Source organism: Streptomyces pactum (genome assembly GCF_016031615.1).
Taxonomy (GTDB): Bacteria; Actinomycetota; Actinomycetes; order Streptomycetales; family Streptomycetaceae; genus Streptomyces; species Streptomyces pactus.
Genome location: NZ_JACYXC010000001.1, coordinates 5,754,421 through 5,778,628 on the forward strand (window position 1 = coordinate 5,754,421; position 24,208 = coordinate 5,778,628).

Here is a 24,208-nt window from a genome sequence, read left to right on the forward strand (position 1 = left end):
GTACCGCGGGGCCGCGTCACACCTGCCCCGCCGGACCCGTGCTACTCCTGCTTCTTGCGCCGGGTGCCGAAGACGATCTCGTCCCAGCTCGGCACCGCGGCCCGGCGGCCGGGGCGGACGCCGTCGGCCTCCGCCTGGCGGTCGGTGGTACCGATCAGCCGGTCACGGTGACCGGCCACCGAACGGGGCATCAGCACGTCGGCGTACGCCGAACCGGCGCTCGCGGCGGGGGCCGGCGGCTCGATGATCTCCGGCTGGTCGTCCGCCTCCGGCCCGTCGGGCTGCTGGCCCGGCTCCGGAACGATCATGTCGCCCCGGAAGTTCGGCACCGCCTCCAGCAGGCTGGTCAGCGAGTCGCGCGCACCTGCGCCGTCGTCGGCCGAGGCCACGGCGTCGGTGCCGTCCGGCTGCGGGCCCGGGAGGTGGCGGTCCGGCCGCTCCGGCCGGTCGAGCACCCGGTCGCGGGGCAGCCGGGCGATGCGCGGTACGAACGGGAAGCTCGGCTCCGGGGTGTCGTCGGTCTCGCCGATCAGCGCCCGCGCCTCGTCGTCCACCGCCTGGACCAGCCGCCGGGGCGGGTCGTAGGTCCAGCTGGCGGAGTGCGGTTCGCCGGCGACGCGGTAGACCAGCAGCACCTCCCAGGTGCCGTCGTCCCGGCGCCAGGAGTCCCACTGCGCCGTGTCCTTCTCCGCCCCGCGCAGCAGCAGCCGTTCGGCGACCGCCTCGCCGAGCTGCGGTCCGGTGTTCTCACCGGGCCGGCGGACGGGGGTCTTCCGGGCGCGTTCGGCCATGAAGGCGCGCTCGGCGAGGACCGGGCCCTCGAAGCGGCGCACCCGGTCCACGGGGATTCCGGCCAACTGGGCGACTTCCTCGGCGGAGGCACCCGCTCTTATCCGCGCCTGGATGTCCCGGGGCCGCAGATGGCTCTCGACCTCGATCTCGATCTGGCCCAGACGTGCCCGGTCGTTGCGCACGGCAGCACGCAGCCGCTCGTCGATGGGGAGCGTGTACTCCGTGCTGTCCGCAGCCTTGAGCACCAGCCGTGTGCCGTCGTTGCTGACGGCCACGACACGCAGTTCGGGCATGGGGACCTCCCGGGTGGTGCCTGCCGACGTCACGTGCGTCGCTGCCGTTCTCCCGCTAGACGAGTGTGGCCTGCCCGGGTGCAGCCTGCCACAACATTGCCGAGTTGCCCGGCGTGTCGGGCCTGGGCCCCGATCCGCCGTTATGGCACGGTGACTCATTCGCCACTCATAGTGACAGGTGTCACTCTGTGCAGCGAAATCCCTGCCGTGCCGCGGCGCCGCCGGTTGTGTTGCCGCTGGTTGACCCCTCCCTCTGGGTCCGGGCGGCCGGACGGGATAACGGGGCCAGGGCTCGCCACAGTACTCCATTCGGGCCACTTCGGTGGACCGGCGCGCCAGCCAAGTTGGCCGGCGTCGGCCGAGAGCGGGCCGGTTGAAAGGATTTTCGAACGGCGCCCGCGTGGCAAGTTTCACAGAACCATCAGAACCGGAACCAGGTGATTCGCCCAGAGGTCATTTATGACTGCAAGCTGACACGAATGGTCAACCTGGGGCAGGACGTGGACATCAAGCCGGAAAGTGAGGGAAAAGCGTCGGGAAGTGCCGGAAAGGCGGAAAACCGGCGGATCGATCTGAGTGTGGCTCAGGTCGCCGGCAGCGCGCTGGCCGCGGTGACGGCCGCGGTGCTCGCCTCCCGGCTGGGGGTGTACGGGACGATCATCGGCGCCGGCGTGGTCAGCGTGGTGGCGACCGCGGGCGGTTCCCTCCTCCAGCACCTGTTCCGGCTCACCGGCGAGGTGCTGCGACCGGCCGCTCGCCCGCTCCGCCACCCCGGGCCCGGGCACGGAAGCGGGGGGCGTTCCCGGCCCGGTCGCGGCACCGGCGGTCCGCCCCGGGCGGTGGCCGGTGCGTACGGGGCGCCGACCGTGCACGGCACCCGGCTTCGCGGCGGCCGGCGCACCCTGGTGGCGGCCGGTGCGGTCTTCGTGCTCGCCATGGGCACCGTCACCGGGATCGAACTCCTCGCCGGCGGGCCGCTGTCCAACCTCTGGGGCCAGGACCGCGCCGGCACCACGGTGGGCGGCAGCGTCGGCCGTCACCCGGCGCGGCACCCGGCGCCCGCCCCGGACTCCGGCCGCCCCGCCTCCGGGGGGACCACACCGCGGGACCCGGCCCCCGGACCCTCGGCCGGCACCGGCGGAGGCGACCGCCCCGCCCGGCCGTCCGGGACCGGCCGCGAGGACCGGGACCAGGACCGGGAGGGTACGGCCCCCGGCCCGCCCGGCGCCGACCGGCGACGGCACCGCCACCGAGGACCCCGCCACCCCGGGCCCCGGCGCCCTCCGGCGGAACCGTTCCGCCCCGGCCGTCCGGCTCCGGCGGTACCCTCGTGCCGACGCCGCCGCCCGCCGCGCAGTCCACACCGCCCGGCGGCTGAGCCCGGATCAGGACCCCAGCACCCGCCGCAGGTGGTCGTTGCCGAAGACCCGGTCCGGGTCGAGCCGGTCCCGCACCGCCAGGAACTCCCCGAACCGCGGGTACGCCTCGGCCAGGTACGCCGCGTCCCGGGTGTGCAGCTTCCCCCAGTGCGGCCGTCCGCCGTGCGCGACCATGATCTGCTCGACCGCACTGAAGTACGCCCGGTACGGGGTGCCCCGGTACATGTGCACCGCGATGTACGCCGTGTCCCGGCCGTACGCGGTGGACAGCGGCACCTCGTCGGCGGGCGCGGTCCGCACCTCCACCGGGAAGCTCACCCGGAACCCGGAACGCTCGATCGCCGACCGCAGCTCGCGCAGCGCCGGGACGGCCGCCGCCCGCGGCACGGCGTACTCCATCTCCACGAAGCGCACCCGGCGCGGGCTGGTGAAGACCCGGTACGGGACGTCGGTGTAGGTCCGGGCCGACAGCGCCCGGCTGGAGACCCGGGCGATCCCCGGGACGGTGGCCGGCACCGCCCGGCCCAGCGCACAGGCGGCCCGGAAGACGCCGTTCGACAGCAGTTCGTCCTCGATCCAGCCGCTCACCCGCCCCAGCGGGGCGGCGGGCCCGGGGCAGCGGTTGTTCCGCTTGGTGACGCACCGGTCGGTGTGCGGGAACCAGTAGAACTCGAAGTGCTCGTTCTCCGCGGTCAGCTGGTCGAACTCGGCCGTCACCCGGCTCCAGGCCATCGGCTCCTCGCGGGCTTGCAGCCAGAACTCCGGCTCCACCGCGAAGGTGAGCGCGCTGATCACGCCGAGGGCGCCCAGCCCCAGCCGGGCGGCGCCGAAGACCTCCGCCTCCTCGGGTCCGCCGTCCGCCGAACAGCGCAGCACCGAGCCGTCGGCCGTCACCAGCTCCACCGCCGTGATCTGGGCGGAGAGGGAGGCGCTCGCCCGGCCGGTGCCGTGCGTGCCGGTACTGGTGGCTCCCGCGACGGTCTGCGCCATCACGTCCCCCATGTTGGTCAGGGACAGGCCGTACGCCGACAGGGTCCGGTTCAGCTGCCACAGCGGGGTGCCCGCCGCCACCGTCACGGTGCCCGCGGCGCGGTCCAGCCGCTGCACCCCCACCAGCCGCTCCGGCCGGATCAGCAGCCCCTCGGTGGCCGCCACGGAGGTGAAGGAGTGCCCGGTGCCGGCGGCCTTCACCGGCAGCCCCGCCTCCACCGCCTCCCGCACCGCCGCGGCCAGCTCCTCGGTGGAGGAGGGGGCCACCGTGCGGGCCGGTTCGACGGTCACGTTCCCCGCCCAGTTACGCCAGGTGCTGCCGCGTGTGGTCCTCAGTACGGTCATCCGTCTCCGGCCCTCCCGTCGCCTCCGGCGGGGCTGCCCCCGCCGGCTCGGCCGCCGGCCGCAGCCGGCGGTAGCCCAGGAACGCCACCACCGCCGCGACCACACCGGCCACGCCGGCCACGGCGTATCCGGCGTCCGCCCCGGCCCGGTCCACCACCACCCCGGCCGCCGAGGAGCCCAGCGCCACCCCGACCGCGAGGCCGGTGCTCACCCAGGTCATGCCCTCGGTGAGGTTGGCGCGTGGTACATGCTGCTCGATCAGGCCCATGGTGGTCACCATCGTCGGTGCGACGGACAGGCCCGCGACGAAGAGCGCCACGGCCAGCAGCGGCAGGTTCCCGACCAATTGGAGGGGGATCATACTCGCGGCCATCACGCACACACCCAGCAGCCATCGACGGGGCGCGGAACCGGAGAGCGGCAGCAGCCCGTAGACCAGTCCCGCGGTGCAGGAGCCGAGCGCGTAGATCGCGAGCACCACGCTGGCCGCACCCTTGCTGCCCTCCTCCTCGGCGAAGGCCACCGTCACCACGTCCACCGCGCCGAAGATCGCGCCGGTCGCCACGAAGGTGGCCACCAGCACCTGGAGCCCTCGGGAGCGCAGCGCCGAACCGGCGGTGTGGTGCTCGCGCGGGTGCGGCCGCGGCTCGGTGGCCCGCTGGGCGGTGAGCCAGAAGACGCCGGTCACCAGGAAGACCAGGGCCAGCAGCGGCCCGGCCTCGGGGAACCAGGTGGTGGACAGGCCGATCGACAGGATCGGGCCGAAGATGAAGCACACCTCGTCGACCACCGACTCGAACGCGTAGGCGGTGTGCAGCTCCTGCGGCGAGCCCCGGTAGATCTCGGCCCAGCGGGACCGGACCATCGACCCCACGCTCGGTACGCAGCCGGCCACCGCGGCGAAGGCGAACAGCGTCCAGTCCGGCCACCGCTGGTTCGCGCTCACCAGCAGCCCGGCCACCGCCAGCGCCGACACCACGGTGGCCGGACGGAGCACCCGCCGCTGACCGTGCCGGTCCACCAGCCGGGAGATCTGCGGACCGATCGCGGCGGCGGACAGCGCCAGGGTGGCCGCGACCGCCCCGGCCAGCCCGTACCGGCCGGTGATCTGCGAAATCATGGTGACCACGCCGATACCGGTCATGGACAGCGTCATCCGGCCCAGGAATCCGGCGGCCGAGAAGTTCCTGGCCCCGTGGGCGGCGAAGATCTTGCGGTAGGGACTGGGCAAGGGAAGGCTCCGCCATCAGCAGGTAAGGAACGTGGGATGCCCATACAGCTTACGGTGCGTCCCCGGGCCCCGCAGTCGAATTACCGCGCGGCCGCCCCGGTGCCGACCCGGGCCGGCCGGCGGCGGTGCCGGGTCCGGCCGGCCGCGCGGCGGTGTCGGTTCCGGGGCTGTCGGGGCCGGGTGGCAGGATCGGAGGCATGTCCGCCCAGCACTCCCCAGCGCCCCGCCCCGCGGCCCAGGGCGCGCCCTACGACGCCCTGCTGCTGCTCTCCTTCGGCGGCCCCGAGGGCCCGGACGACGTCGTCCCGTTCCTGGAGAACGTCACCCGCGGCCGCGGCATCCCGCGTGAGCGGCTGAAGGAGGTGGGCCGCCACTACTACCTCTTCGACGGGGTCAGCCCGATCAACGCCCAGAACCGCGAGCTGCTGGCGGCGATCCGGAAGGACTTCGCCGAGCACGGTGTGGAGCTGCCCGTGTACTGGGGCAACCGCAACTGGGCGCCGTACCTCACCGACACCCTGCGCGAGATGGTCGCCGACGGCCACCGGCGCATCCTCACCCTCACCACCAGCGCCTACGCCTCGTACTCCGGCTGCCGGCAGTACCGCGAGAACCTCGCCGACGCGCTGGCCGCGCTGGAGGCGGAGGGCCTGCCGCTGCCCCGCGTGGACAAGCTGCGGCACTACTTCAACCACCCCGGCTTCGTCCGCCCGATGGTGGACGCCACGCTCGCCGCCCTCGCCGAGCTGCCCGCCGAGGTCCGGGACGGCGCCCACCTGGCGTTCACCACCCACTCCATCCCGACCGCCGCGGCCGACACCTCCGGGCCGGTGGAGGCGCACACCGAGGACGGGCGCGGCGGCGCGTACGTCGCCCAGCACCTGGACGTGGCCCGGCTGATCGCCGACGCGGTGCGCGAGGAGACCGGTGCCGAGCGCCCCTGGCGGCTGGTCTACCAGTCCCGCAGCGGCGCCCCGCACATCCCCTGGCTGGAGCCGGACATCTGCGACCACCTCGAAGAGCTGCACGGCGCCGGGGTGCCGGGCGCGGTGATGGTGCCGATCGGCTTCGTCTCCGACCACATGGAGGTCAGGTACGACCTCGACACCGAGGCCGCCGCCAAGGCCGCCGAGCTGGGCCTGCCGGTCGCCCGCGCCGCCACCGTCGGTGCCGACCCCCGCTTCGCAGCGGCGGTCCGGGAGCTGGTCCTGGAGCGGGCCGCCACCGAACGGCTCGCCGCCGGGGACGCGGACGCCGCGCCGGGCGCCGGGGAGACGGGCCCCACCGCGCCCCGCCGCTGCGCGCTGGGGTCGCTGGGGCCCAGCCACGACGTGTGCCCGGTCGGCTGCTGTCCGGCGCGGACCCCGCGTCCGGCCGCGGCGGGCGCCGACAGCCCGTACGCCTGAACCCCGCGGCCGGGCCCGGACGGCCCGCGCCGCAGCAGCAGCGAGGAACGAGGAGCAGCGTGAGCGAGCAGCTGGAGCAGGAACTTCTGAGCGTGGCCCTGGAGGCCGCCGAGCGGGCGGGGGCGCTGCTGCGCGACGGCCGCCCCGCCGACCTGGGGGTGGCGTCCACCAAGACCAGCCCGATCGACGTGGTCACCGAGATGGACCTGGCCGCCGAACGGCTGATCACCGACTTCCTCGCCGAGCGACGCCCGGACGACGGGGTGCTGGGGGAGGAGGGCGCCAGCACCCCGGGCAGCAGCGGGGTGCGCTGGGTGGTGGACCCCATCGACGGCACGGTGAACTACCTGTACGGCCTGCCGTCCTGGTCGGTGTCGATCGCCGCCGAGCGGGACGGGGTGACGCTGGTGGGCGTGGTCGCCGCCCCGATGCGCCGGGAGACCTACCACGCGGTCCTCGGCGGCGGCGCGCACCGCAACGGGGAGCGGGTGCGGGTGCGCCCCACGCCGCCCTTCGAGCAGGCGCTGCTCGGCACCGGCTTCGCCTACCTGGCCCGGCGCCGCGCCGCGCAGGCGGAGGTGCTGCGCACGCTGCTGCCCAGGGTGCGGGACATCCGGCGGGGCGGCTCGGCGGCCATCGACCTGTGCGACGTGGCCTGCGGCCGGCTCGACGCCTACTACGAGCGCGGCCTCAACCCCTGGGACCTGGCGGCGGGCGAGCTGATAGCCCGCGAGGCCGGCGCGCTGACCGGCGGCCGGCCCGGCAGGCCCGCCGACGGTGACCTGACCGTCGCGGCCGTTCCGGGCCTCTTCGAGGAGCTGCAGGGGCTGCTGGAGGAGCTGGGCGCCTGGCACGACTGACGTCGCGGCGACGGGCCACCGCCGGGCCCCGGCGCGCCGTGTGCCGGTCACCCGGGTGGCGGCGACAGGCGCCACGGGGCTCCACGGTGACAGGGGCCGGGCGGAGTGCGGACGCCCGAGTGCGGATGCCCGGCGCGCCGGTGCCCGGGAAGGCCGGGCGGGGACGCGCACGAGCGCCCCGGTGCCCTGCGGCACCGGGGCGCTCCGTCGTGCTCGGGTCAGACGGTCGCGGCGCCGACCTCCACACCGTGCTCCGCGGCCAGCCGCTGGAGGTCTTCCAGCTCGGCCAGCTCCACGTCGGCGAGGAAGTCGTCACCCGTCTCACGGGCGCGCGCGAGATCCGACCGGGTGGTCTCTATACGCTGCAGAATGCCTGCGGTGAACGCGTCCATTTGGCGCCCCCTCGTCTTGGGTAAAAGGGTCGGCGGCACGGGGGTGTGCCCTTGGGGGCCCCGGCCGCGGCCGGGGTGACGGCGATCACATGGGCGTCCCCGTCCGGAGCCAGGCGACACGAGTGGTGGCGCGCCTGTGGATCAGGGCGTGATCGCGGGGTGTGTGACTCGTCCTCCCCACGGCGGATGCCCGGGAAACATCGACCCCGCGGGAAAACGAGTGAATTCTCCGGGGACGCCTGTCCGTTCCCCGGCGGTCCATCCGTGGGCAACCGGTGGGCCACCGTCCCGCCGGCCACCGCCCCCACAGGCCTCTTACCCCCGGTTTACCGGCCTTGGAGGCAGGATGGAGGCGCTCATCGAACGCCTGGCGCGCCGACGGGGCCGCTCCGCCGCGCCCACCCCGAGGTGCCCACGAAGGAAGGACAGCGACGTGCGTGTACTCGTCGTCGAGGACGAGCAGCTGCTCGCCGATGCGGTGGCCACCGGTCTGCGCCGGGAGGCCATGGCCGTGGACGTCGTGTACGACGGGGCCGCCGCCCTGGAGCGGATCGCGGTGAACGACTACGACGTCGTGGTCCTCGACCGCGACCTGCCCCTGGTCCACGGGGACGACGTGTGCCGCAAGGTCGTGGAGCTGGGCATGCCGACCCGGGTGCTGATGCTCACCGCCTCCGGTGACGTCAGCGACCGGGTCGCCGGGCTGGAGATCGGCGCGGACGACTACCTGCCGAAGCCGTTCGCCTTCAGCGAGCTGATCGCCCGGGTGCGGGCGCTGGGCCGGCGCACCACGGTGGCGCTGCCGCCGGTGCTGGAGCGCGCCGGGATCAAGCTGGACCCGAACCGCCGCGAGGTCTTCCGGGACGGCCGGGAGATCCAGCTCGCACCGAAGGAGTTCGCGGTGCTGGAGGTGCTCATGCGCAGCGAGGGGGCGGTGGTCTCGGCCGAGCAGCTGCTGGAGAAGGCGTGGGACGAGAACACCGACCCGTTCACCAACGTGGTGCGGGTCACGGTGATGACGCTCCGCCGCAAGCTCGGCGAGCCGCCGGTGATCGTCACCGTGCCCGGCTCCGGATACCGGATCTGACCGATGGCCGCCATCCCCCCACCGCCCGCCGCGCCGCCCAGGCCCAGCTGGGAGCCGCACCGCCACCACCAGCGCCGTGACCTGCTGCTGCGGCCGACCATCCGGATACGGCTGACCCTGCTGTACGGCGGGATGTTCCTGATCGCCGGCGTGGTGCTGCTGACGATCATCTACCTGCTGGCGGCCGACGCCCTGAACGACGGGAGCCGCTTCCCCTTCCGCATCCTCGAACTGCGGTACGAGATCACCGACGACGCCTGCCAGCTGCCCACCAGCGGCAACAACGCCTCCTTCAACCAGGCGGTGGCCGACTGCATGGAACACCAGCGCGAGGTGGCGCTCAACGGCCTGCTGCGCCGCTCCCTGCTCGCCCTGATGGGCCTGTCGGTGATCGCCTTCGCGTTCGGTTACGCGATGGCCGGCCGGGTGCTCTCACCGCTGGGCCGGATCACCCGCACCGCTCGCCAGGTGGCCGGTTCCGATCTGTCCCGGCGGATCGAGCTGGACGGTCCGGACGACGAGCTGAAGGAGCTGGCCGACACCTTCGACGAGATGCTGGAGCGGCTGGACCGGGCGTTCACCGCGCAGCAGCGGTTCGTCGCCAACGCCTCGCACGAGCTGCGCACCCCGCTGGCGATCAACCGGACGCTGCTGGAGGTGCAGCTCTCCGACCCGGCCGCCCCGCCGGAGCTGGTGCAGCTGGGGAAGACGTTGCTGGCGACCAACGAGCGCAGCGAGCAGCTGGTGGAGGGTCTGCTGCTGCTGGCCCGCAGCGACAACGAGATCGTGGACCGCAAGCCGGTGGACCTGGCCGAGGTGGCCACCAGGGCGGTGGACCAGGTGCGCACCGAGGCGCAGGCCAAGGGGGTGGAGTTCCGCGGCTCCCGGCGGGCGGTGGTGGTGCAGGGCAACGGCGTGCTGCTGGAGCGCATCGCGCTCAACCTGGTGCAGAACGCCGTCCGCTACAACGCCCCGGACGGCTGGGTGGAGGTCACCACCGAGGCCCGGGACGGCCAGGCGGAGCTGGTGGTGACGAACACCGGGCCGGTGGTTCCGGCGTACGAGCTGGACAACATCTTCGAGCCGTTCCGGCGGCTGCGGACCGCCCGCACCGGCAGTGACAAGGGTGTCGGTCTGGGGCTGTCCATCGCCCGCTCGGTGGCGCGGGCGCACGGCGGCCGGATCACCGCACAGCCGCGCGAGGGTGGCGGTCTGGTCATGCGGGTGGTCCTGCCGGTGTGAGGTGGGACCATGGAAGACGCACCACCAACCGGCCAGATGTTCGCTTGGAGCCGAATTCCGGGGCCCGGTTCCGGCCTCGGGGCTGTGTGATCGATCACATGGGCGAATTTCCGGCCATCTACGGAAAGTGATCGGCGAGCCTGCTGGAAAGCCCGGAATTTCCGGGTTTCCGGGGGTGCTGATCACGGGAAGTACACGTCGGGGCTCATGTGTCGACCGGGGCCGCGACGGTGTACGGTCCCCTTCGCCACCCGAGCCGATCGCCACTTAGGGGACCGGTTGGGTGTCGATTGAGTAACAGACCTTGATGTGAGGCAAAATCTCCGCCTCGGGTCGGGCACAAGTCCGGCCTCTCACGCGTTACGTGCGCTGGAGACACCGCAGACACCCAGAGGGGGAGAGCGACATGGCAACGGATTACGACACCCCACGCAAGACCGACGACGACGTCAACGAGGACAGCATCGAGGAGCTGAAGGCCCGGCGGAACGACAAGTCCGCGTCCACCGTCGATGTGGACGAGTTCGAGCAGGCCGAGGGGCTGGAGCTGCCCGGTGCGGACCTCTCCAACGAGGAGCTGTCCGTCCGTGTGCTGCCGCGCCAGCAGGACGAGTTCACCTGCATGAGCTGCTTCCTGGTGCACCACCGCAGCCAGCTCGCCGAGGAGAAGAACGGCCAGCCGATCTGCCGTGACTGCGCGGCCTGAGGGCGTGGGACCGGCGTGAGCGCGCGGCAGGGCGACGCGAGCGTCGAGCGGGGCCGGCGGGCCTCGCTCGCGAGCGCCGTCGCCCTCGGGGCCCGCAGTGGCGGACGAGGCGCACCGACGCGGCTGACCACCGTCGTCGCGCGCGTCGCCGCCGCCCAGCCCCCGCGCATCCCGGTCCGCGGCCCGGCCGCACCCCGCGAGCGGCTCACCGGGCCCGGCCCGGAGACGCTCGCGGACGAACCGGTGGCCGGTGCCCCGCGCGGCACCTCCACCCTGGTCGCGGGCGTCCGCGCCGCCGTACCGACGGCAGCGCCCGCGATACCCGCCGAGCCGGCGGACGGCACCGCCGGCCCGGTCCGGACGGAGCCGCCGTCCGCCGCCGGGCTTCATCCGCTCTTCCCCGCCACACCCTTCCCGGGCGTGGTCGTCCCCCGCGTACGCGAACCCGGCGCGCCGCACGCCGGCGCCCGCCCGGCCCCCGGGGCCCGGCAGCCGCACCGCGCCGGGCGTGCGCCTGCCACCCACCACGCCGCCGGGGTCTGAGGCGGCCCCCGGCGCCGGCGTCCACGTCCGTGTTCACCGGGCGCTCATGGCCCGGCAACCGGCCGTCCGCAGCCTGGGCCCGGCCGTATCCTGCGCCGCCCCGGCCCGGCCCGCCCCCTCGCTCACCTGCCCACGGCCCGTCCTTGCTCCACGGCCCGCCCGCAGGTGCTTGCTCCGGCGCACGTCACGCGCCCCCGCGGCCCCGGCCCTCGCGTCACCCGTACCCCGGCGCCGCCGGACCGGCCGTCCCGTCCCGGCGTGCGGCACCCGGCGCCCCTTCCAACCGTCGGCACCGGCCGCGAACCGGTGCCGCGTCTCAGCCGCCGGTACGGACCGACTCCAGCGCCGCCGCCAGCCGCCGCGGGTCCCGGGTGGAGACGTAGACGTACGGCGTGGGGTCGGCCGGATCGGTCACCTCGATCCGCAGCGCGGTGGGGATGTAGCTGCGCAGCAGCATGAAGGCGCGCGGATCGGCCTTGTAGGTGCGCCAGGCGGTCGCCTCCTCGGCGTCCAGCACCTCGGCGTCGCCCAGGGCCGCCACCGGGATGCGCGCGTCCCCGGCGACCAGCGAGTCCGCGACCACACGCACCCGCGCCGACCCGTAGGCGCTGATCGTCACCGCGGCCAGCGCGGTGCCGCCGACCAGACCGCCCAGCATCGGCAGCGGACCGACCGGCAGCAGGATCACCCCGGCCGCCAGCCCCACCAGGACGGCGATGAACCACCAGGAACGGGGCGCGGTCAGGCGTTCTTCGTAAGGCTGCATGAGCCCAGCTTGGCACGGGGCGCGCCGGCCACCTGCCGCGCGGGTAAGGTTCGGCGCTGTGAGTGGAAGAACGACTGCGCTGACCCCGCCGGAGGACGCCGTGCCCCCGGTGCGGCACCCCGACGCGCCCGCCCCCGGAGAGCCGCTGGGCTCGCACTACGACCAGTGCTTCGGCTGTGGCGAGGAGCAGCCGCACGGGCTGCGGCTGGCGGCGACGGCCGGTGAGGGGGTGAGCGTGACCGCCACCTTCACCGTGCGGCCCGCGCACCAGGGCGCCCCGGGGCTCGCGCACGGCGGTGTGCTGGCCACGGCGCTGGACGAGACGCTCGGGGCCCTGCAGTGGCTGCTGCGGGTGATCGCGGTGACCGGACGGCTGGAGACCGACTTCGTCCGTCCCGTCCCGGTCGGCACCGAGCTGCACCTGGAGGCCAGGGTCACCGGAGTCCACGGACGCAAGATCTACTCCACCGCGACCGGCCGGATCGGCGGCCCGGACGGGCCGGTGGCGGTCCGCGCCGACGCCCTGTTCATCGAGGTGGCCATCGACCACTTCATCGACAACGGCCGGCCCGAGGAGATCAACGCGGCGCTCGCCGACCCCGACCAGGTCAGGGTCGCCCGCGCCTTCGAGGTGAACCCGTGACCGGCGCCGGCGCGCACCGCGCCGGGCCCGCCGCTGCCCGCAGGAGGATGGTGTGACCCGCCCGCCCGTCGACGTGCTCATCCGCCGGATCGACCCGGACGTCCCGCTCCCCGCCTACGGGCACCCCGGCGACGCCGGGGCCGACCTGGTCACCACCGAGGCGGCCGAGCTCGGCCCCGGGGAGCGCGCGGTGCTGCCGACCGGGGTCTCCATCGCGCTGCCCGACGGGTACGCCGCCTTCGTCCATCCGCGGTCCGGACTGGCGGCCCGTTGCGGTGTGGCGCTGGTGAATGCCCCAGGGACGGTCGATGCCGGGTACCGTGGAGAGATCAAGGTGATCGTGGTCAATCTGGACCCGCGCGAGAGCGTGCGGTTCGATCGTTTCGACCGGATCGCCCAACTGGTCGTCCAGCAAGTCGAGAAGGTGCGCTTCCACGAGGTCGCGGAGCTTCCCGGTTCGGCTCGGGCCGGAGGGGGCTTCGGGTCCACCGGTGGGCATGCAGCGGTGGGCGGCTCGACGGGTGGGAATGGATACGCTTCGGTCGGTTCCGACCGGGAAGGACTGTGACGTGTTCGGACGTCGCCGCAAGCGCAGCAAGGAAGACGTCGAGGAGTTCGACGCCACCGCCGAGGAGTCGGCCCGGGCGGAGGACGCCGCCGACGACGAGGCACCGGACGAGGACGTCCCGGCGAGCAGGGTCGCCCTGCCGCCGGCGCCCCGCCCGGACGGTCCGTGGGACATCTCCGAGGTACGCGAGCCCGGCGAGGGCCGGGTCGACCTCGGCGGGCTCTTCGTCCCGGGCGTGCAGGGCATGGAGCTGCGGGTCGAGGTCGCCGGGGACGCGATCGTCGCCGCGACCGTGGTGCTGAGCGACAGCGCCGTGCAGCTCCAGGCGTTCGCCGCCCCCAAGAACGAGGGCATCTGGGCCGAGGTCCGGGACGAGATCGCCGGCGGCATCACCCAGCAGGGCGGCGTCGTGGACGAGGTCGAGGGGCCGCTCGGCTGGGAGCTGCGGGCCCAGGTGCCGGTGCAGCTGCCGGACGGGACCAACGGCGTGCAGGTGGTCCGCTTCGTGGGCGTGGACGGCCCGCGCTGGTTCCTGCGGGGCGTGATCTCCGGCCAGGGCGCGGTGAAGCCCGAGACCGGCAGCCTGCTGGAGGCCGTGTTCCGGGACACCGTCGTGGTGCGCGGTGACGGTCCGATGGCGCCCCGCGACCCGATCGTCCTGAAGCTGCCCGACGACGCGCAGATGGTGGCCGACGGGGTGCAGCAGGAGGAGGCGCGCGGCTCCCGGTTCGCCGGCGGCGCCGACCGCCTGCAGCGCGGCCCGGAGATCACCGAGGTGCGCTGACCGCGCCCGGGCACGTACCGGTGGGCCGCGCTTCCCGTACGGGGGCGCGGCCCACCGGCGTCCGGTGCCGGGCGGCCGCCGCCGCCCGGCACCGGAGTCTCCGCACGGCGGGCCGGGCCGCCCGCCGGCGCGTGGGTGAACGGGACGGTCCGCCGCGCGGCACCGGCGAGGGCCCCGCGCGCCGGCCGCTCGCCCGCCACCCCGCCGGCGCGGCACCACCGCCCGGCGCCGCGGCGTCCGTACGGCGGCCGCCGCACCTCCGGAGGCCGTCAGGCGGGTGCGGGCCCGTGGACACCGCGCGGGCCCCGGGGGCGTCGGTCCGTTACCAGACGTCACCGTCCCGCCAGTCGCAGATCAGCTCCCCGGTCAGGTCCACCGGCACCGTCAGCGGCATCACGAACGTCGAGTCGTCGTCCTCCTCGGTGCGCTCCACCCCGCCCGGCGCCAGCACCGACGTGGCGCCCTGCCAGCGCTGCCACCCCAGTGAGGCGTACAGGGCGGCCGCCTCCTCGGCCGCCGACAGCGCGCCCAGCTCGTACGCCCCGCGCAGCACCGGGTCCAGCGCCCCCATCACGGCGCTGCCGTAGCCGCGCCGCCGCCGGTCCGCGCGGGTCGCCACGCCCTCCACGTAGCCGGTGCGCAGCGCCCGCCCTCCGTGCAGCAGCCGGCGCTGCACCAGCGCGGCGTGGGCCACCAGCTCGTCGCCGTCCCACAGCAGCGCGTGCATGCCCCCCAGGGTGTGGTCCCAGTCCTCGTCGGAGAAGTCGCCCTCGAACGCGTCGTCGAGCAGACGCCGGATCGCCGCCAGCGACGCGGGGCCCAGGGCGGAGGTGTGCGCGGTCACCAATTCGGTCATGGCGGCCATGATCGCAACGCGCCGGAGCGGGCGGCGAGTGGTTTTCGGCTCCGTCCCGCCGCGCGGCCCGACCCGGGGCCGGCCGGGACCACCCGGGGCCGACCGCGTCAGAAGTGCGTCAAATCCACCCCGTACGGCCACCCCTCGTCCGGTTTGTCCGTCGGGTGCGTCGTAGAGTCGCCGCGGAGGCACGACGAGGGCAGGGCGGTTCCCGGCCCGGGCAAGAAGATGGGGCCATGGCACGCGGGAAGCTTCGGATCTACCTGGGCGCGGCGCCGGGAGTCGGCAAGACCTACGCGATGCTCTCGGAGGGCCACCGGCGGGCCGAGCGCGGCACCGACCTCGTCGTCGGGCTGGTCGAGCACCACGGACGGCCGCGCACCGAGGTCATGCTGCACGGGCTGGAGACGGTGCCGCGCCGCGAGATCGCCTACCGGGGCACCACCTTCACCGAGATGGACCTGGACGCGGTCCTCGTCCGCCGCCCGGCGGTCGCCCTGGTGGACGAGCTGGCCCACACCAACGTCCCCGGCTGCCGCAACGCCAAGCGGTGGCAGGACGTCGAGGAACTGCTCCGGGCCGGGATCGACGTGATCTCCACGGTCAACATCCAGCACCTGGAGTCGCTGGGCGACGTCGTGGAGTCGATAACCGGGGTACGCCAGCGCGAGACCGTCCCCGACGAGATCGTCCGGCGCGCCGACCAGATCGAGCTGGTCGACATGTCGCCGCACGCGCTGCGCCGCCGCATGGCGCACGGCAACATCTACCCGCCGGACCGGATCGACGCGTCCCTGTCGCACTACTTCCGCCCCGGCAACCTGACCGCCCTGCGCGAGCTGGCGCTGCTGTGGACCGCGGACCGGGTGGACGAGTACCTCCAGCAGTACCGGGCCGAGCACGAGGTCTCCACCATCTGGCACGCCCGGGAGCGGATCGTCGTCGGCATCACCGGCGGACCGGAGGGCCGGACGCTGATCCGCCGCGCCGCGCGGATGGCCGCCAAGGGGGCCGGCGGCGAGATCCTCGCCGTCTACATCGCCCGCAGCGACGGCCTGACCTCGGCCTCGCCTAAGGAACTGGCGGTCCAGCGCACCCTGGTCGAAAGCCTCGGCGGCACCTTCCACCACGTCATAGGGGAGGACGTGCCGCAGGCGCTGCTGGAGTTCGCCCGGGGCGTCAACGCCACCCAGATCGTGCTCGGCTCCAGCCGCCGCAAGACCTGGCAGTACGTCTTCGGGCCCGGCGTCGGCGCCACCGTGGCCCGCGACTCCGGCCCCGACCTGGACGTGCACATCGTCACGCACGGGGAGGTCGCCAAGGGACGCGGGCTGCCCGTCGCCCGCGGCGCCCGGCTCGGCCGTTCCCGGGTCCTGGCCGGCTGGCTGGCCGGGGTGGCCGGCCCGGTGCTGCTCACCGTCGGCCTGCTGACTCTCGACCCCGGCCCCGGCCTCGCCAACGACGTCCTGCTCTTCCTCTTCCTGACCGTGGTCGCCGCCCTGCTCGGCGGCCTGCTGCCGGCGCTCGCCTCGGCCGCCGCCGGCTCCCTGCTGCTCAACTACTTCTTCATCCCGCCCACCCACACCCTCACCGTGCAGGACCCGAAGAACCTCGTCGCCATCGTGATCTTCTTCGCGGTCGCCGTCTCGGTCGCCTCGGTGGTGGACCTGGCCGCCCGCCGCACCCACCAGGCCGCCCGGCTGCGCGCCGAGTCCGAGGTGCTGTCCTTCCTGGCCGGCAGCGTGCTGCGCGGCGAGACCGGCCTGCAGGCCCTGCTGGAACGGGTCCGCGAGACCTTCGCCATGGAGTCCGTCGCCCTGCTGGAGCGGGACGGCGACCTGGCCCCGTGGACCTGCGCCGCCAGCGCCGGCACCGGGGACGCGCCGCCGCCCGCCCGCCCCGAGGACGCCGACGTGGACATGCCGGTGGGCGACCACCTGGCGCTCGCGCTGCGCGGCCGGGTGCTGCCCGCCGAGGACCGCCGGGTGCTCGCCGCCTTCGCCGCCCAGGCCGCCGTCGTACTGGACCGGCAGCGGCTGGTGGGGGAGGCCGCCCGGGCCCATGAGCTCGCCGAGGGCAACCGCATCCGCACCGCGCTGCTCGCCGCCGTCAGTCACGACCTGCGCACCCCGCTGGCCGGCATCAAGGCGGCCGTCTCCTCGCTCCGCTCCGACGACGTGGCCTGGTCCGAGGAGGACGAGGCGGAGCTGCTCGCCGGCATCGAGGAGGGGGCCGACCGCCTCGACCACCTGGTCGGCAACCTGCTCGACATGTCCCGGCTGCAGACCGGCACCGTCACCCCGCTCATCCGGGAGATCGACCTCGACGAGGTGGTGCCCATGGCGCTGGTCGGCGTGGACGAGCGCAGCGTCGTCCTGGACGTCCCCGAGGAACTGCCGATGGTCGCCGTGGACCCCGGGCTGCTGGAGCGCTGCGTGGCCAACATCGTCGAGAACGCGGTGAAGTACAGCCCGGCCGGCACCCCGGTCCTGGTCTCCGCCAGCGCCCTGGGGGAGCGGGTGGAGCTGCGGGTGGCCGACCGCGGCCCCGGCGTCCCGGACAGCGCCAAGGACCGCATCTTCGAGCCCTTCCAGCGGTACGGCGACGCCCCGCGCGGCGCCGGGGTCGGGCTCGGCCTCGCGGTGGCCCGGGGCTTCGCGGAGACCATGGGCGGCCGGCTCACCGCCGAGGACACCCCCGGCGGCGGGATGACCATGGTGCTCACCCTGCGCGCCGCGCCCGGCCGGCCACCGGCCGGCTCCCCGGGAGCCTGCCCGGGCCGCCGGCTGACCCCACGGGCGCACCCGGCCCGCCCCTCGGTCACCGGCCGCTTCGCTGGACCCGCCGGACCCGGCGGCGACGAAGCCCCACCAGCAGCGACGACACAGAAAGGACGGCGGCCCGATGCCGTACCCCTCCGCGCAGGACGCGTCCCCCGCCGGCGCCGCGGGCGGCGCCACCCGGACCCCCGTGCGGGTGCTGGTGGTGGACGACGAGCCGCAGATCGTCCGCGCCCTGGTGATCAACCTCAAGGCGCGCCACTACGAGGTGGACGCCGCCCCCGACGGCGCCACCGCGCTCCGGCTCGCCGCCGCCCGCCACCCCGACGTGGTCATCCTCGACCTCGGCCTGCCCGACATGGACGGCGTCGAGGTGATCCGGGGACTGCGGGGCTGGACCCGCGTCCCGGTGCTGGTGCTCTCCGCCCGCCAGACCTCCGACGAGAAGGTGGAGGCGCTGGACGCCGGCGCCGACGACTACGTCACCAAGCCCTTCGGCATGGACGAACTCCTGGCCCGGCTGCGCGCCGCGGTGCGCCGCGCCGAGCCCGGCGGGCACAGCGAGGCGCCCGTGATCGTGACCACCCCGTCGTTCACCGTCGACCTCGCCGCCAAGAAGGTCAACCGCGAGGGACGGGACGTCCGGCTCACCCCCACCGAGTGGCACCTGCTGGAGGTACTGGTCCGCAACACCGGCCGCCTGGTCAGCCAGAAGCAGCTGCTCCAGGAGGTCTGGGGCCCCTCGTACGGCACGGAGACCAACTACCTGCGGGTCTACATGGCACAGCTGCGCCGCAAGCTGGAGGCCGACCCCTCCCACCCACGCCACTTCATCACCGAGCCGGGGATGGGCTACCGGTTCGAGGGCTGAGGCGGACCGCCCGCCGGGGCCGTCCGCGAGGCCGTCCTTCCGGACCGCCGGCCGGAGCCGTCCGCCCGCCCCTCGGTGCACGGGCCTCCGGGGCCGCCCGTCCGGCGCCGGCGCCGGCCACCGGCCCGCCCGGCGCGGGGCGTGCCGGCCGCGCACGGGACGGTGATCCGGCCGGGCCGCCCCGGTACGCTGGCGGTATGAGTGCCGTAACCCGACCCGACAAGCCCGCCGGCCGTTTCCGGCGGATGCTCGACCGGCTGTCGAGTTCCCAGGAGGAGCTCCACTCCGCCGAGCTGGAGCAGGACGCGGAGGCCGCGGGCTGCACCAAGATCGGCGAGTGCGGTGACCGGCAGATAGTGAAGGTGACCGGTACGCTGCGCACGGTCACCCTGCGGCCGCGGGCCGGCGTGCCGGCCCTGGAGGCGGAGCTGTTCGACGGCACCGCCGCCCTGGACGTGGTCTGGCTCGGCCGCCGCTCCATCCTCGGGATCGAGCCCGGCCGCAAGCTGATCGCCACCGGCCGCATCTCCATGAGTCACGGGCGCCGGGTGCTGTTCAACCCCAAGTACGAACTGCGACCGCTCGGACAGGAGTAGCGGGTGACGTCTGACGACAAGCGGACCTCGACCGACCAGGACACCGCGGGGGGCGACGACGCCGCCGCGAGCGCGCGCGGCAGGGCGGCGGCCGACACCGCGCTGCTGGAGGCGTTCGGCGGGGTCCGCGGCATGGTGGACACCACCGTGCCCGGACTGGTCTTCGTCCTCTTCTACACCATCAAGCGGGACATCCATCTCGCCGCGATCACCGCGCTCGGCGTCACGGTGCTGCTCGCCGTCGCCCGGCTGATCCGCAAGGAAACCCTCAAGCACGCCTTCAGCGGCGTCTTCGGGGTCGCCTTCGGCGCGGTGTTCGCGATGATGTCCGGCGACGCCAAGAACTTCTACCTGCCCGGCATGCTCTACACGCTGGGGCTGTCCGTCGCCTACATCCTCTCGGCGGTCCTCCGGTTCCCGCTGATCGGGGTGCTGCTCGGCCCGATCCTCAAGGAGAACCTCTCCTGGCGGACCCGCAACCCGGGCCGCTTCACCGCCTACACCAAGGCCACCTGGGCCTGGGGCCTGATCCTGCTGGGCAAGTCGGCGATCCTCTTCCCGCTGTACTGGTGGGGCGACGCCACCCAGCTGGGGTGGGTCAAGGTCGCCCTGGGCATCCCGCCGTTCCTGCTCTGCGTCTACCTGACCTGGATCTTCCTGGCCAAGGCGCCGCCGCCGATCGACGTCATCGCCGAGATGGAGGCCGAGGAGAAGGCGGAGCGGGAACGCGAGCGGGCCCGGCAGGCGGCCGGTGCCGCGGAGGCGTCCGTCACCCAGGCGCTCGACGAGTGGACCGACGGGATCGTGGACCGGGCCCGGGCCGAAACGGCGGAGCGGCAGCAGCCGGGCCCGCACCCGGCGGCGGACCGCCCGCACTGAGCGAAGCAGGCCGCGCACCGTCCGCACCGGGCGAAGCCGCCCACGCGGCGGGCCGTGGCCCGGCCCGGGCGGCACCCCGGCCGGCGGCGGCGTCCGTGCGACGGGCGGGAGCCGTGCCGCGCGCCGTGTGTCCGCCGGGCCGGGGCGGGCCCGGCGCGGCAACCACGCGCGGCCCGGGGCCGGGCCCGTCCGGCGGCAGCCGCGTCCCCCCGGAGACCGGTCATGGCTCCAGCGGCCCCGGCGGGTGACAGTCGCGGGGCCCGCGGCCGGCAGACGACCGGCGGGAACGACAGCGCCGGCCGGGCCCCGGGGGTCGGGGTCCCGGCCGGCGTGCGGGCCTAACGGCTCAGGCGTCCTCGCGCCGGACCGACAGCAGGTCCTCCAGCTGCTCCTCACGCGCCTGGGCGGCCACGAACAGCAGCTCGTCACCGGCCTCCAGGACGTCGTCCTTGCTGGGGGTGAGCACCCGCGTCCCGCGGATGATGGTGACCAGGCTGGTGTCCTGGGGCCACGCCACCTCGCCGACCCGGGTGCCCACCAGCGCCGCCTCCGGCGGCAGCGTCAGCTCCACCAGGTTGGCGTCGCCGTGGCTGAAGCGGAGCAGCCGCACCAGGTCGCCGACGCTCACCGCCTCCTCCACCAGCGCCGACATCAGCCGCGGTGTGGAGACGGCCACGTCGACGCCCCACGACTCGTTGAACAGCCACTCGTTCTTCGGGTTGTTCACCCGGGCGACGACCCGCGGCACCCCGTACTCGGTCTTCGCCAGCAGGGAGACGACGAGGTTGACCTTGTCGTCACCGGTGGCGGCGATCACCACGTTGCAGCCCTGCAGCGCCGCCTCGTCCAGCGAGGTGATCTCGCACGCGTCGGCGAGCAGCCACTCGGCCTGCGGCACCCGCTCCACCGAGATGGCGGTCGGCGCCTTGTCGATCAGGAGGACCTCGTGGCCGTTCTCCAGCAGCTCGCCCGCGATGGACCTGCCCACCGCGCCCGCTCCGGCAATGGCAACCCTCACAGCATCTCCTCGCTCAGCCCCGGAGCCGATGTCCGGGTGGTGCCTCCGTTCCCGCCCCGCGGGCGCGTTCCCTCCGACGACGGCCCGGCCGGGGGCACGGGTGCACGACCACTCGCCCACCGCGGCCGTACGGTCCGGTGCGGCCGGTTCACCGCTGGTCCTCCGGGCCCCGCGCGAAGGCCGCCTCGACCCTCTCGACGTCCTCGGTGCGCATCATCACGTGCACCAGATCGCCTTCCTGGAGCACCGTCTGGGAGGTGGGCAGTATGGCCTCGCCCAGCCGGGTGAGGAAGGCGACCCGGACCCCGGTCTCCTCCTGGAGCTTGCTGATCTTGTGGCCGACCCACGCGGGGGCGGTGTGCACCTCGGCCAGCTGCACGCCGCCGCTGGGGTCCCGCCACAGCGCCTCGGAGCCGGACGGCAGCAGCCGGCGCAGCATCTGGTCGGCGGTCCAGCGCACGGTGGCCACGGTCGGGATACCGAGCCGCTGGTAGACCTCGGCCCGCCGCGGGTCGTAGATCCGGGCCGCGACGTTCTCCACGCCGAACATCTCGCGCGCCACCCGGGCGGCGATGATGTTGGAGTTGTCACCGCTGCTCACCGCGGCGAACGCGCCGGCCTCCTCGATGCCCGCCTCGCGCAGGGTGTCCTGGTCGAAGCCGACGCCGGTCACCCGGCGACCGCCGAACCCGGCACCCAGCCGGCGGAACGCCGTCGGGTCCCGGTCGACCACCGCGACGGTGTGGCCCTTGGCCTCCAGGGTCTGGGCCAGAGCGGCACCGACCCGGCCGCAGCCCATGATGACGATGTGCATCGTCCCCCCTTACTCCGCACTCCTGGTCGGCCCGCTCACATTGCTGAACAACCTGCTCACAACTTTCTTCTCGGCTCCTCCGGTGCCGGCGGGGCCGGAAGAGGCCCCACGCTGCCGGATCTCGATGCTAAGAGGCAACGGGAACGCCGGCCTCGTGCTTGTCCGAGACCACCGTAGCGTCACCGTCGAACGCGCCCTCGGGCAGCTGACGGCGGCGCGCGGGCGCCGGCCGTCCGGCAGGCCGCGCCGCCGTACGCGCCCGGCCGCTCCCGTCCCCTCGCCGGTACCCGTGGCCGCCGGTGGCCGAAACCGGCCGGTACCCGCGGTCGCCCGCCCCGGATCGTGTGTCCCGACCCCGATGGCCCGTCCCGGACCGTCGCCCGTCCCGGACGGTCCGTCCCGGCCGCGGTGAGGGCGCCCACCGGGGGAGAACCGGGGACAGCCGGGGGGATAACCGGGGGACAACCGGGAAAAGGTGCCTCAGACCGTGAGCACGGTCACCCCCGCCTCGGTGAACGCCGCGGCCGTCGCCGCCGCCACCCCGGTGTCGGTCACCACGGTGTCCACCCGGTCGGTGTCGCAGATCCGGGCGAAGGCCCGGCCGCCCAGCTTGGTGGAGTCCGCCGCGACCACCACCCGCCCCGCCCGCTCGGCGAGCATCCGGTTGATGACCGCCTCCTCCTCGTCCCGGGCGGCGGCCCCGGCCTCCGGGTGGAAGGCGTCCACCCCCAGCACGGCGGTGTCCAGGGTGAGCTGCCCGAGCACCCGGGCGGCCAGCGGACCGGTCAGCTCGTAGGAGCGCGGCCGGGCCACCCCGCCGGTCAGCACGATCTTGAACTGCGGGCGGACCGCCAGCTCGGTGGCGATGTTGAGGGCGTTGGTGACCACGGTGAGCGCCGGGGAGCCGTCCGCCAGGTCCGGACGGACCGCGAGCGCCCGGGCCACCTCGGTGGTGGTGGTCCCCCCGGTGAGCCCGACCGCCTCCCCGGGGGCGACCAGACCGGCCACCGCGGCGGCGATCCGCTGCTTCTCGGTCACCCGCCGGGACGCCTGGTAGCGCAGCGGCAGCTGGTAGGAGACCCCGTGCACCACCGCCCCGCCGCGGGTGCGCACCAGCATCTGCTGCTCGGCCAGACGGTCGAAGTCGCGCCGGACGGTCGCCGCGGAGACGCCGAGCGCCTCCGCCGCCTCCGCGACCTCCAGCCGGCCGCGTGCCACCAGCAGTTCGAGCAGTTCCGTCCAACGGGCGTCACGGGACATGCGAAGGCCCTCCTTCACCGGCCGTCCGGCGCCCTGGCGCACCGGATCTGCTTGATTGTGCTCGGAAACCGGCTGTATCTTGCGCGAACAATCACATGCAGTGCCAGGTGACCGTCGATCCGCCGGGGTGGGAGTACACCGTGAGCCATGTGGAACAGGAACTGGCCGGCCAGCCGGAGTGCTGGCAGCGCGCGGCGGAGCTGGCCGCCGACCACGCGGCGGCGCTGCCGCGGCCCGGGGAGCGGGTGGCCGTGGTCGGTTGCGGCACCTCGCTCTACATGGCCCAGGCGGTGGCCGGGCTGAGGGAGTCGTCCGGCCAGGGGGAGACGGACGCCTGGCCGGCCTCGGAGTTCCCGGCCGGCCGCGGCTACGACCGGGTGGTCGCGCTGACCCGCTCCGGCACCACCACCGAGGTGCTGCGGCTGCTGGAGCGGCTCCGCGGCACGGTACGGACCTGCGCGGTGACCGCCGACCCCGCCACCCCGGTGATGACGCTCGCCGACGACACCGTGGTGCTGGACTTCGCCGACGAGCGGTCGGTGGTGCAGACCCGGTTCGCCACCACCGCGCTCACCCTGCTCCGCGCGCACCTCGGGCTGCACTCCGACGCGGTGGTCGCCGACGCCCGGACCGCGCTCGCCGAGCCGCTCCCGGAGGGGCTGGAGCGCTGCACCCAGTTCACCTTCCTCGGGCGGGGCTGGACCGTCGGGCTGGCCAGCGAGGCCGCGCTGAAGATGCGTGAGGCGGCGCTGGCGTGGACCGAGGCGTACCCGGCGATGGAGTACCGGCACGGGCCCATCAGCATCACCGCGCCGACCACCGCCACCTGGATGTTCGGCGAGGCGCCGCCGGGGCTGGCCGACCAGGTGCGGTCGGCCGGCGGGACCTGGGTCCACGGCCGCCTGGACCCGCTGGCCGAACTGGTGCGCGCCCAGCGGCTGGCGGTCGCCGTCGCCGCGGTCCGCGGCCTCGACCCGGACGCCCCCCGCAACCTCACCCGCTCCGTCATCCTCGACGGGTCCTGACCGCGGCCCCGGCCGGCCGGGCCGCGCCGCGACGGCGTGCGGCCCGGCCGGCGTGCGGCCCCGCCGCCGGGAGGCGTGCGGC

At 74.6% G+C, this 24,208-nt stretch carries 22 protein-coding genes and 1 pseudogene; 13 read left to right on the forward strand and 10 right to left on the reverse strand.

Features of this window, described 5'->3' with window-relative positions; all coding sequences use genetic code 11:
* Positions 1-41: 41 nt before the first annotated feature.
* The 4 genes from sepH to IHE55_RS22615 all read right to left on the reverse strand — a co-directional run bounded on the left by sepH (position 42) and on the right by IHE55_RS22615 (position 5,030).
* Entirely contained in the window at positions 42-1,118 is a 1,077-nt protein-coding gene (sepH, locus tag IHE55_RS22600) for a septation protein SepH (protein ID WP_197990693.1), read from the reverse strand.
* A gap of 550 nt (positions 1,119-1,668) precedes the next feature.
* On the reverse strand, positions 1,669-1,815 hold the full coding sequence (locus IHE55_RS22605; protein ID WP_197990694.1) for a hypothetical protein: 147 nt from the start codon (positions 1,813-1,815) through the stop codon (positions 1,669-1,671).
* Positions 1,816-2,470: 655 nt separating this feature from the next.
* Positions 2,471-3,799 (reverse strand): D-arabinono-1,4-lactone oxidase, encoded by a 1,329-nt coding sequence (locus tag IHE55_RS22610; RefSeq protein ID WP_197990695.1) that lies wholly within the window; start codon positions 3,797-3,799, stop codon positions 2,471-2,473.
* Entirely contained in the window at positions 3,759-5,030 is a 1,272-nt protein-coding gene (locus IHE55_RS22615; RefSeq protein WP_197990696.1) for an MFS transporter, read from the reverse strand. Before IHE55_RS22615 ends, IHE55_RS22610 begins: the two co-directional genes overlap by 41 nt.
* Before the next feature lie 197 nt (positions 5,031-5,227).
* Between IHE55_RS22615 and IHE55_RS22620 the strand changes: the two genes are divergently transcribed.
* Together IHE55_RS22620 and IHE55_RS22625 are read left to right on the forward strand one after the other, a co-directional pair.
* On the forward strand, positions 5,228-6,436 hold the full coding sequence (locus IHE55_RS22620) for a ferrochelatase (RefSeq protein WP_197990697.1): 1,209 nt from the start codon (positions 5,228-5,230) through the stop codon (positions 6,434-6,436).
* A 59-nt stretch (positions 6,437-6,495) separates the two neighbouring features.
* Positions 6,496-7,296, forward strand: coding sequence for an inositol monophosphatase family protein (locus tag IHE55_RS22625; RefSeq protein ID WP_197990698.1), 801 nt, complete (start codon positions 6,496-6,498; stop codon positions 7,294-7,296).
* A 218-nt stretch (positions 7,297-7,514) separates the two neighbouring features.
* Here IHE55_RS22625 and IHE55_RS22630 read toward each other — a convergent pair whose 3' ends face one another.
* On the reverse strand, positions 7,515-7,688 hold the full coding sequence (locus IHE55_RS22630) for a hypothetical protein (RefSeq protein WP_197990699.1): 174 nt from the start codon (positions 7,686-7,688) through the stop codon (positions 7,515-7,517).
* A 433-nt stretch (positions 7,689-8,121) separates the two neighbouring features.
* Between IHE55_RS22630 and IHE55_RS22635 the strand changes: the two genes are divergently transcribed.
* The 4 genes from IHE55_RS22635 to IHE55_RS22650 all read left to right on the forward strand — a co-directional run bounded on the left by IHE55_RS22635 (position 8,122) and on the right by IHE55_RS22650 (position 11,266).
* Entirely contained in the window at positions 8,122-8,775 is a 654-nt protein-coding gene (locus IHE55_RS22635; RefSeq protein ID WP_197990700.1) for a response regulator transcription factor, read from the forward strand.
* A gap of 3 nt (positions 8,776-8,778) precedes the next feature.
* Positions 8,779-10,017, forward strand: a complete 1,239-nt coding sequence (locus IHE55_RS22640; protein ID WP_197990701.1) for a sensor histidine kinase — start codon at positions 8,779-8,781, stop codon at positions 10,015-10,017.
* Positions 10,018-10,423: 406 nt separating this feature from the next.
* On the forward strand, positions 10,424-10,723 hold the full coding sequence (locus IHE55_RS22645; protein WP_135340395.1) for a DUF4193 domain-containing protein: 300 nt from the start codon (positions 10,424-10,426) through the stop codon (positions 10,721-10,723).
* A 15-nt stretch (positions 10,724-10,738) separates the two neighbouring features.
* Entirely contained in the window at positions 10,739-11,266 is a 528-nt protein-coding gene (locus IHE55_RS22650; RefSeq protein WP_197990702.1) for a hypothetical protein, read from the forward strand.
* A 316-nt stretch (positions 11,267-11,582) separates the two neighbouring features.
* Here the strand turns inward: IHE55_RS22650 and IHE55_RS22655 are convergent, their stop codons facing one another.
* Positions 11,583-12,032, reverse strand: a complete 450-nt coding sequence (locus IHE55_RS22655; protein WP_197990703.1) for a DUF3093 domain-containing protein — start codon at positions 12,030-12,032, stop codon at positions 11,583-11,585.
* 58 nt (positions 12,033-12,090) lie between these two features.
* On the opposite strand from IHE55_RS22655, the gene IHE55_RS22660 reads away from it, so the two are divergent.
* The 3 genes from IHE55_RS22660 to IHE55_RS22670 are packed head-to-tail and all read left to right on the forward strand — an operon-like array spanning position 12,091 to position 14,027.
* Positions 12,091-12,675: a PaaI family thioesterase gene (locus IHE55_RS22660; protein ID WP_197990704.1), complete on the forward strand. Its 585-nt coding sequence runs from the start codon at positions 12,091-12,093 to the stop codon at positions 12,673-12,675.
* Between the two features lie 52 nt (positions 12,676-12,727).
* The gene (dut, locus tag IHE55_RS22665) at positions 12,728-13,243 is read left to right on the forward strand and encodes a dUTP diphosphatase (protein WP_197990705.1); all 516 of its coding nucleotides are present in this window, start codon (positions 12,728-12,730) and stop codon (positions 13,241-13,243) included.
* Position 13,244: 1 nt separating this feature from the next.
* Positions 13,245-14,027 carry a DUF3710 domain-containing protein gene (locus tag IHE55_RS22670; RefSeq protein WP_197990706.1) on the forward strand — a complete coding sequence of 261 codons (783 nt, stop codon included), beginning with the start codon at positions 13,245-13,247 and terminating at the stop codon, positions 14,025-14,027.
* Positions 14,028-14,349: 322 nt separating this feature from the next.
* Here the strand turns inward: IHE55_RS22670 and IHE55_RS22675 are convergent, their stop codons facing one another.
* Entirely contained in the window at positions 14,350-14,892 is a 543-nt protein-coding gene (locus IHE55_RS22675) for a GNAT family N-acetyltransferase (RefSeq protein ID WP_372442715.1), read from the reverse strand.
* 227 nt (positions 14,893-15,119) lie between these two features.
* Between IHE55_RS22675 and IHE55_RS22680 the strand changes: the two are divergent.
* The 3 genes and pseudogenes from IHE55_RS22680 to IHE55_RS22690 all read left to right on the forward strand — a co-directional run.
* Positions 15,120-17,639, forward strand: a pseudogene (locus IHE55_RS22680) (DUF4118 domain-containing protein); the annotation flags it as partial.
* A 220-nt stretch (positions 17,640-17,859) separates the two neighbouring features.
* Positions 17,860-18,534: a response regulator gene (locus tag IHE55_RS22685; RefSeq protein WP_307826901.1), complete on the forward strand. Its 675-nt coding sequence runs from the start codon at positions 17,860-17,862 to the stop codon at positions 18,532-18,534.
* A 599-nt stretch (positions 18,535-19,133) separates the two neighbouring features.
* The gene (locus IHE55_RS22690; RefSeq protein ID WP_197990708.1) at positions 19,134-20,009 is read left to right on the forward strand and encodes a DUF3159 domain-containing protein; all 876 of its coding nucleotides are present in this window, start codon (positions 19,134-19,136) and stop codon (positions 20,007-20,009) included.
* A gap of 346 nt (positions 20,010-20,355) precedes the next feature.
* Here IHE55_RS22690 and IHE55_RS22695 read toward each other — a convergent pair whose 3' ends face one another.
* The 3 genes from IHE55_RS22695 to IHE55_RS22705 form a co-directional block, all read right to left on the reverse strand.
* Positions 20,356-21,027, reverse strand: a complete 672-nt coding sequence (locus IHE55_RS22695; protein ID WP_197990709.1) for a potassium channel family protein — start codon at positions 21,025-21,027, stop codon at positions 20,356-20,358.
* Between the two features lie 148 nt (positions 21,028-21,175).
* Positions 21,176-21,841, reverse strand: coding sequence for a potassium channel family protein (locus IHE55_RS22700; RefSeq protein ID WP_197990710.1), 666 nt, complete (start codon positions 21,839-21,841; stop codon positions 21,176-21,178).
* A 480-nt stretch (positions 21,842-22,321) separates the two neighbouring features.
* Entirely contained in the window at positions 22,322-23,101 is a 780-nt protein-coding gene (locus tag IHE55_RS22705; protein WP_197990711.1) for a DeoR/GlpR family DNA-binding transcription regulator, read from the reverse strand.
* A 140-nt stretch (positions 23,102-23,241) separates the two neighbouring features.
* On the opposite strand from IHE55_RS22705, the gene IHE55_RS22710 reads away from it, so the two are divergent.
* Positions 23,242-24,126 (forward strand): SIS domain-containing protein, encoded by an 885-nt coding sequence (locus IHE55_RS22710; RefSeq protein WP_197992175.1) that lies wholly within the window; start codon positions 23,242-23,244, stop codon positions 24,124-24,126.
* Positions 24,127-24,208: the final 82 nt, after the last annotated feature.

Bases quoted from the DNA above. Each gene is read 5' to 3' on its own strand.
- IHE55_RS22645 (WP_135340395.1), top strand. From the start codon at position 10,424: ATGGCAACGGATTACGACACCCCACGCAAGACCGACGACGACGTCAAC.
- IHE55_RS22630 (WP_197990699.1), bottom strand. From the start codon at position 7,688: ATGGACGCGTTCACCGCAGGCATTCTGCAGCGTATAGAGACCACCCGG.
- IHE55_RS22700 (WP_197990710.1), bottom strand. From the start codon at position 21,841: ATGCACATCGTCATCATGGGCTGCGGCCGGGTCGGTGCCGCTCTGGCC.
- IHE55_RS22655 (WP_197990703.1), bottom strand. From the start codon at position 12,032: ATGCAGCCTTACGAAGAACGCCTGACCGCGCCCCGTTCCTGGTGGTTC.
- IHE55_RS22705 (WP_197990711.1), bottom strand. From the start codon at position 23,101: ATGTCCCGTGACGCCCGTTGGACGGAACTGCTCGAACTGCTGGTGGCA.
- IHE55_RS22640 (WP_197990701.1), top strand. From the start codon at position 8,779: ATGGCCGCCATCCCCCCACCGCCCGCCGCGCCGCCCAGGCCCAGCTGG.
- IHE55_RS22675 (WP_372442715.1), bottom strand. From the start codon at position 14,892: ATGGCCGCCATGACCGAATTGGTGACCGCGCACACCTCCGCCCTGGGC.
- IHE55_RS22620 (WP_197990697.1), top strand. From the start codon at position 5,228: ATGTCCGCCCAGCACTCCCCAGCGCCCCGCCCCGCGGCCCAGGGCGCG.
- IHE55_RS22610 (WP_197990695.1), bottom strand. From the start codon at position 3,799: ATGACCGTACTGAGGACCACACGCGGCAGCACCTGGCGTAACTGGGCG.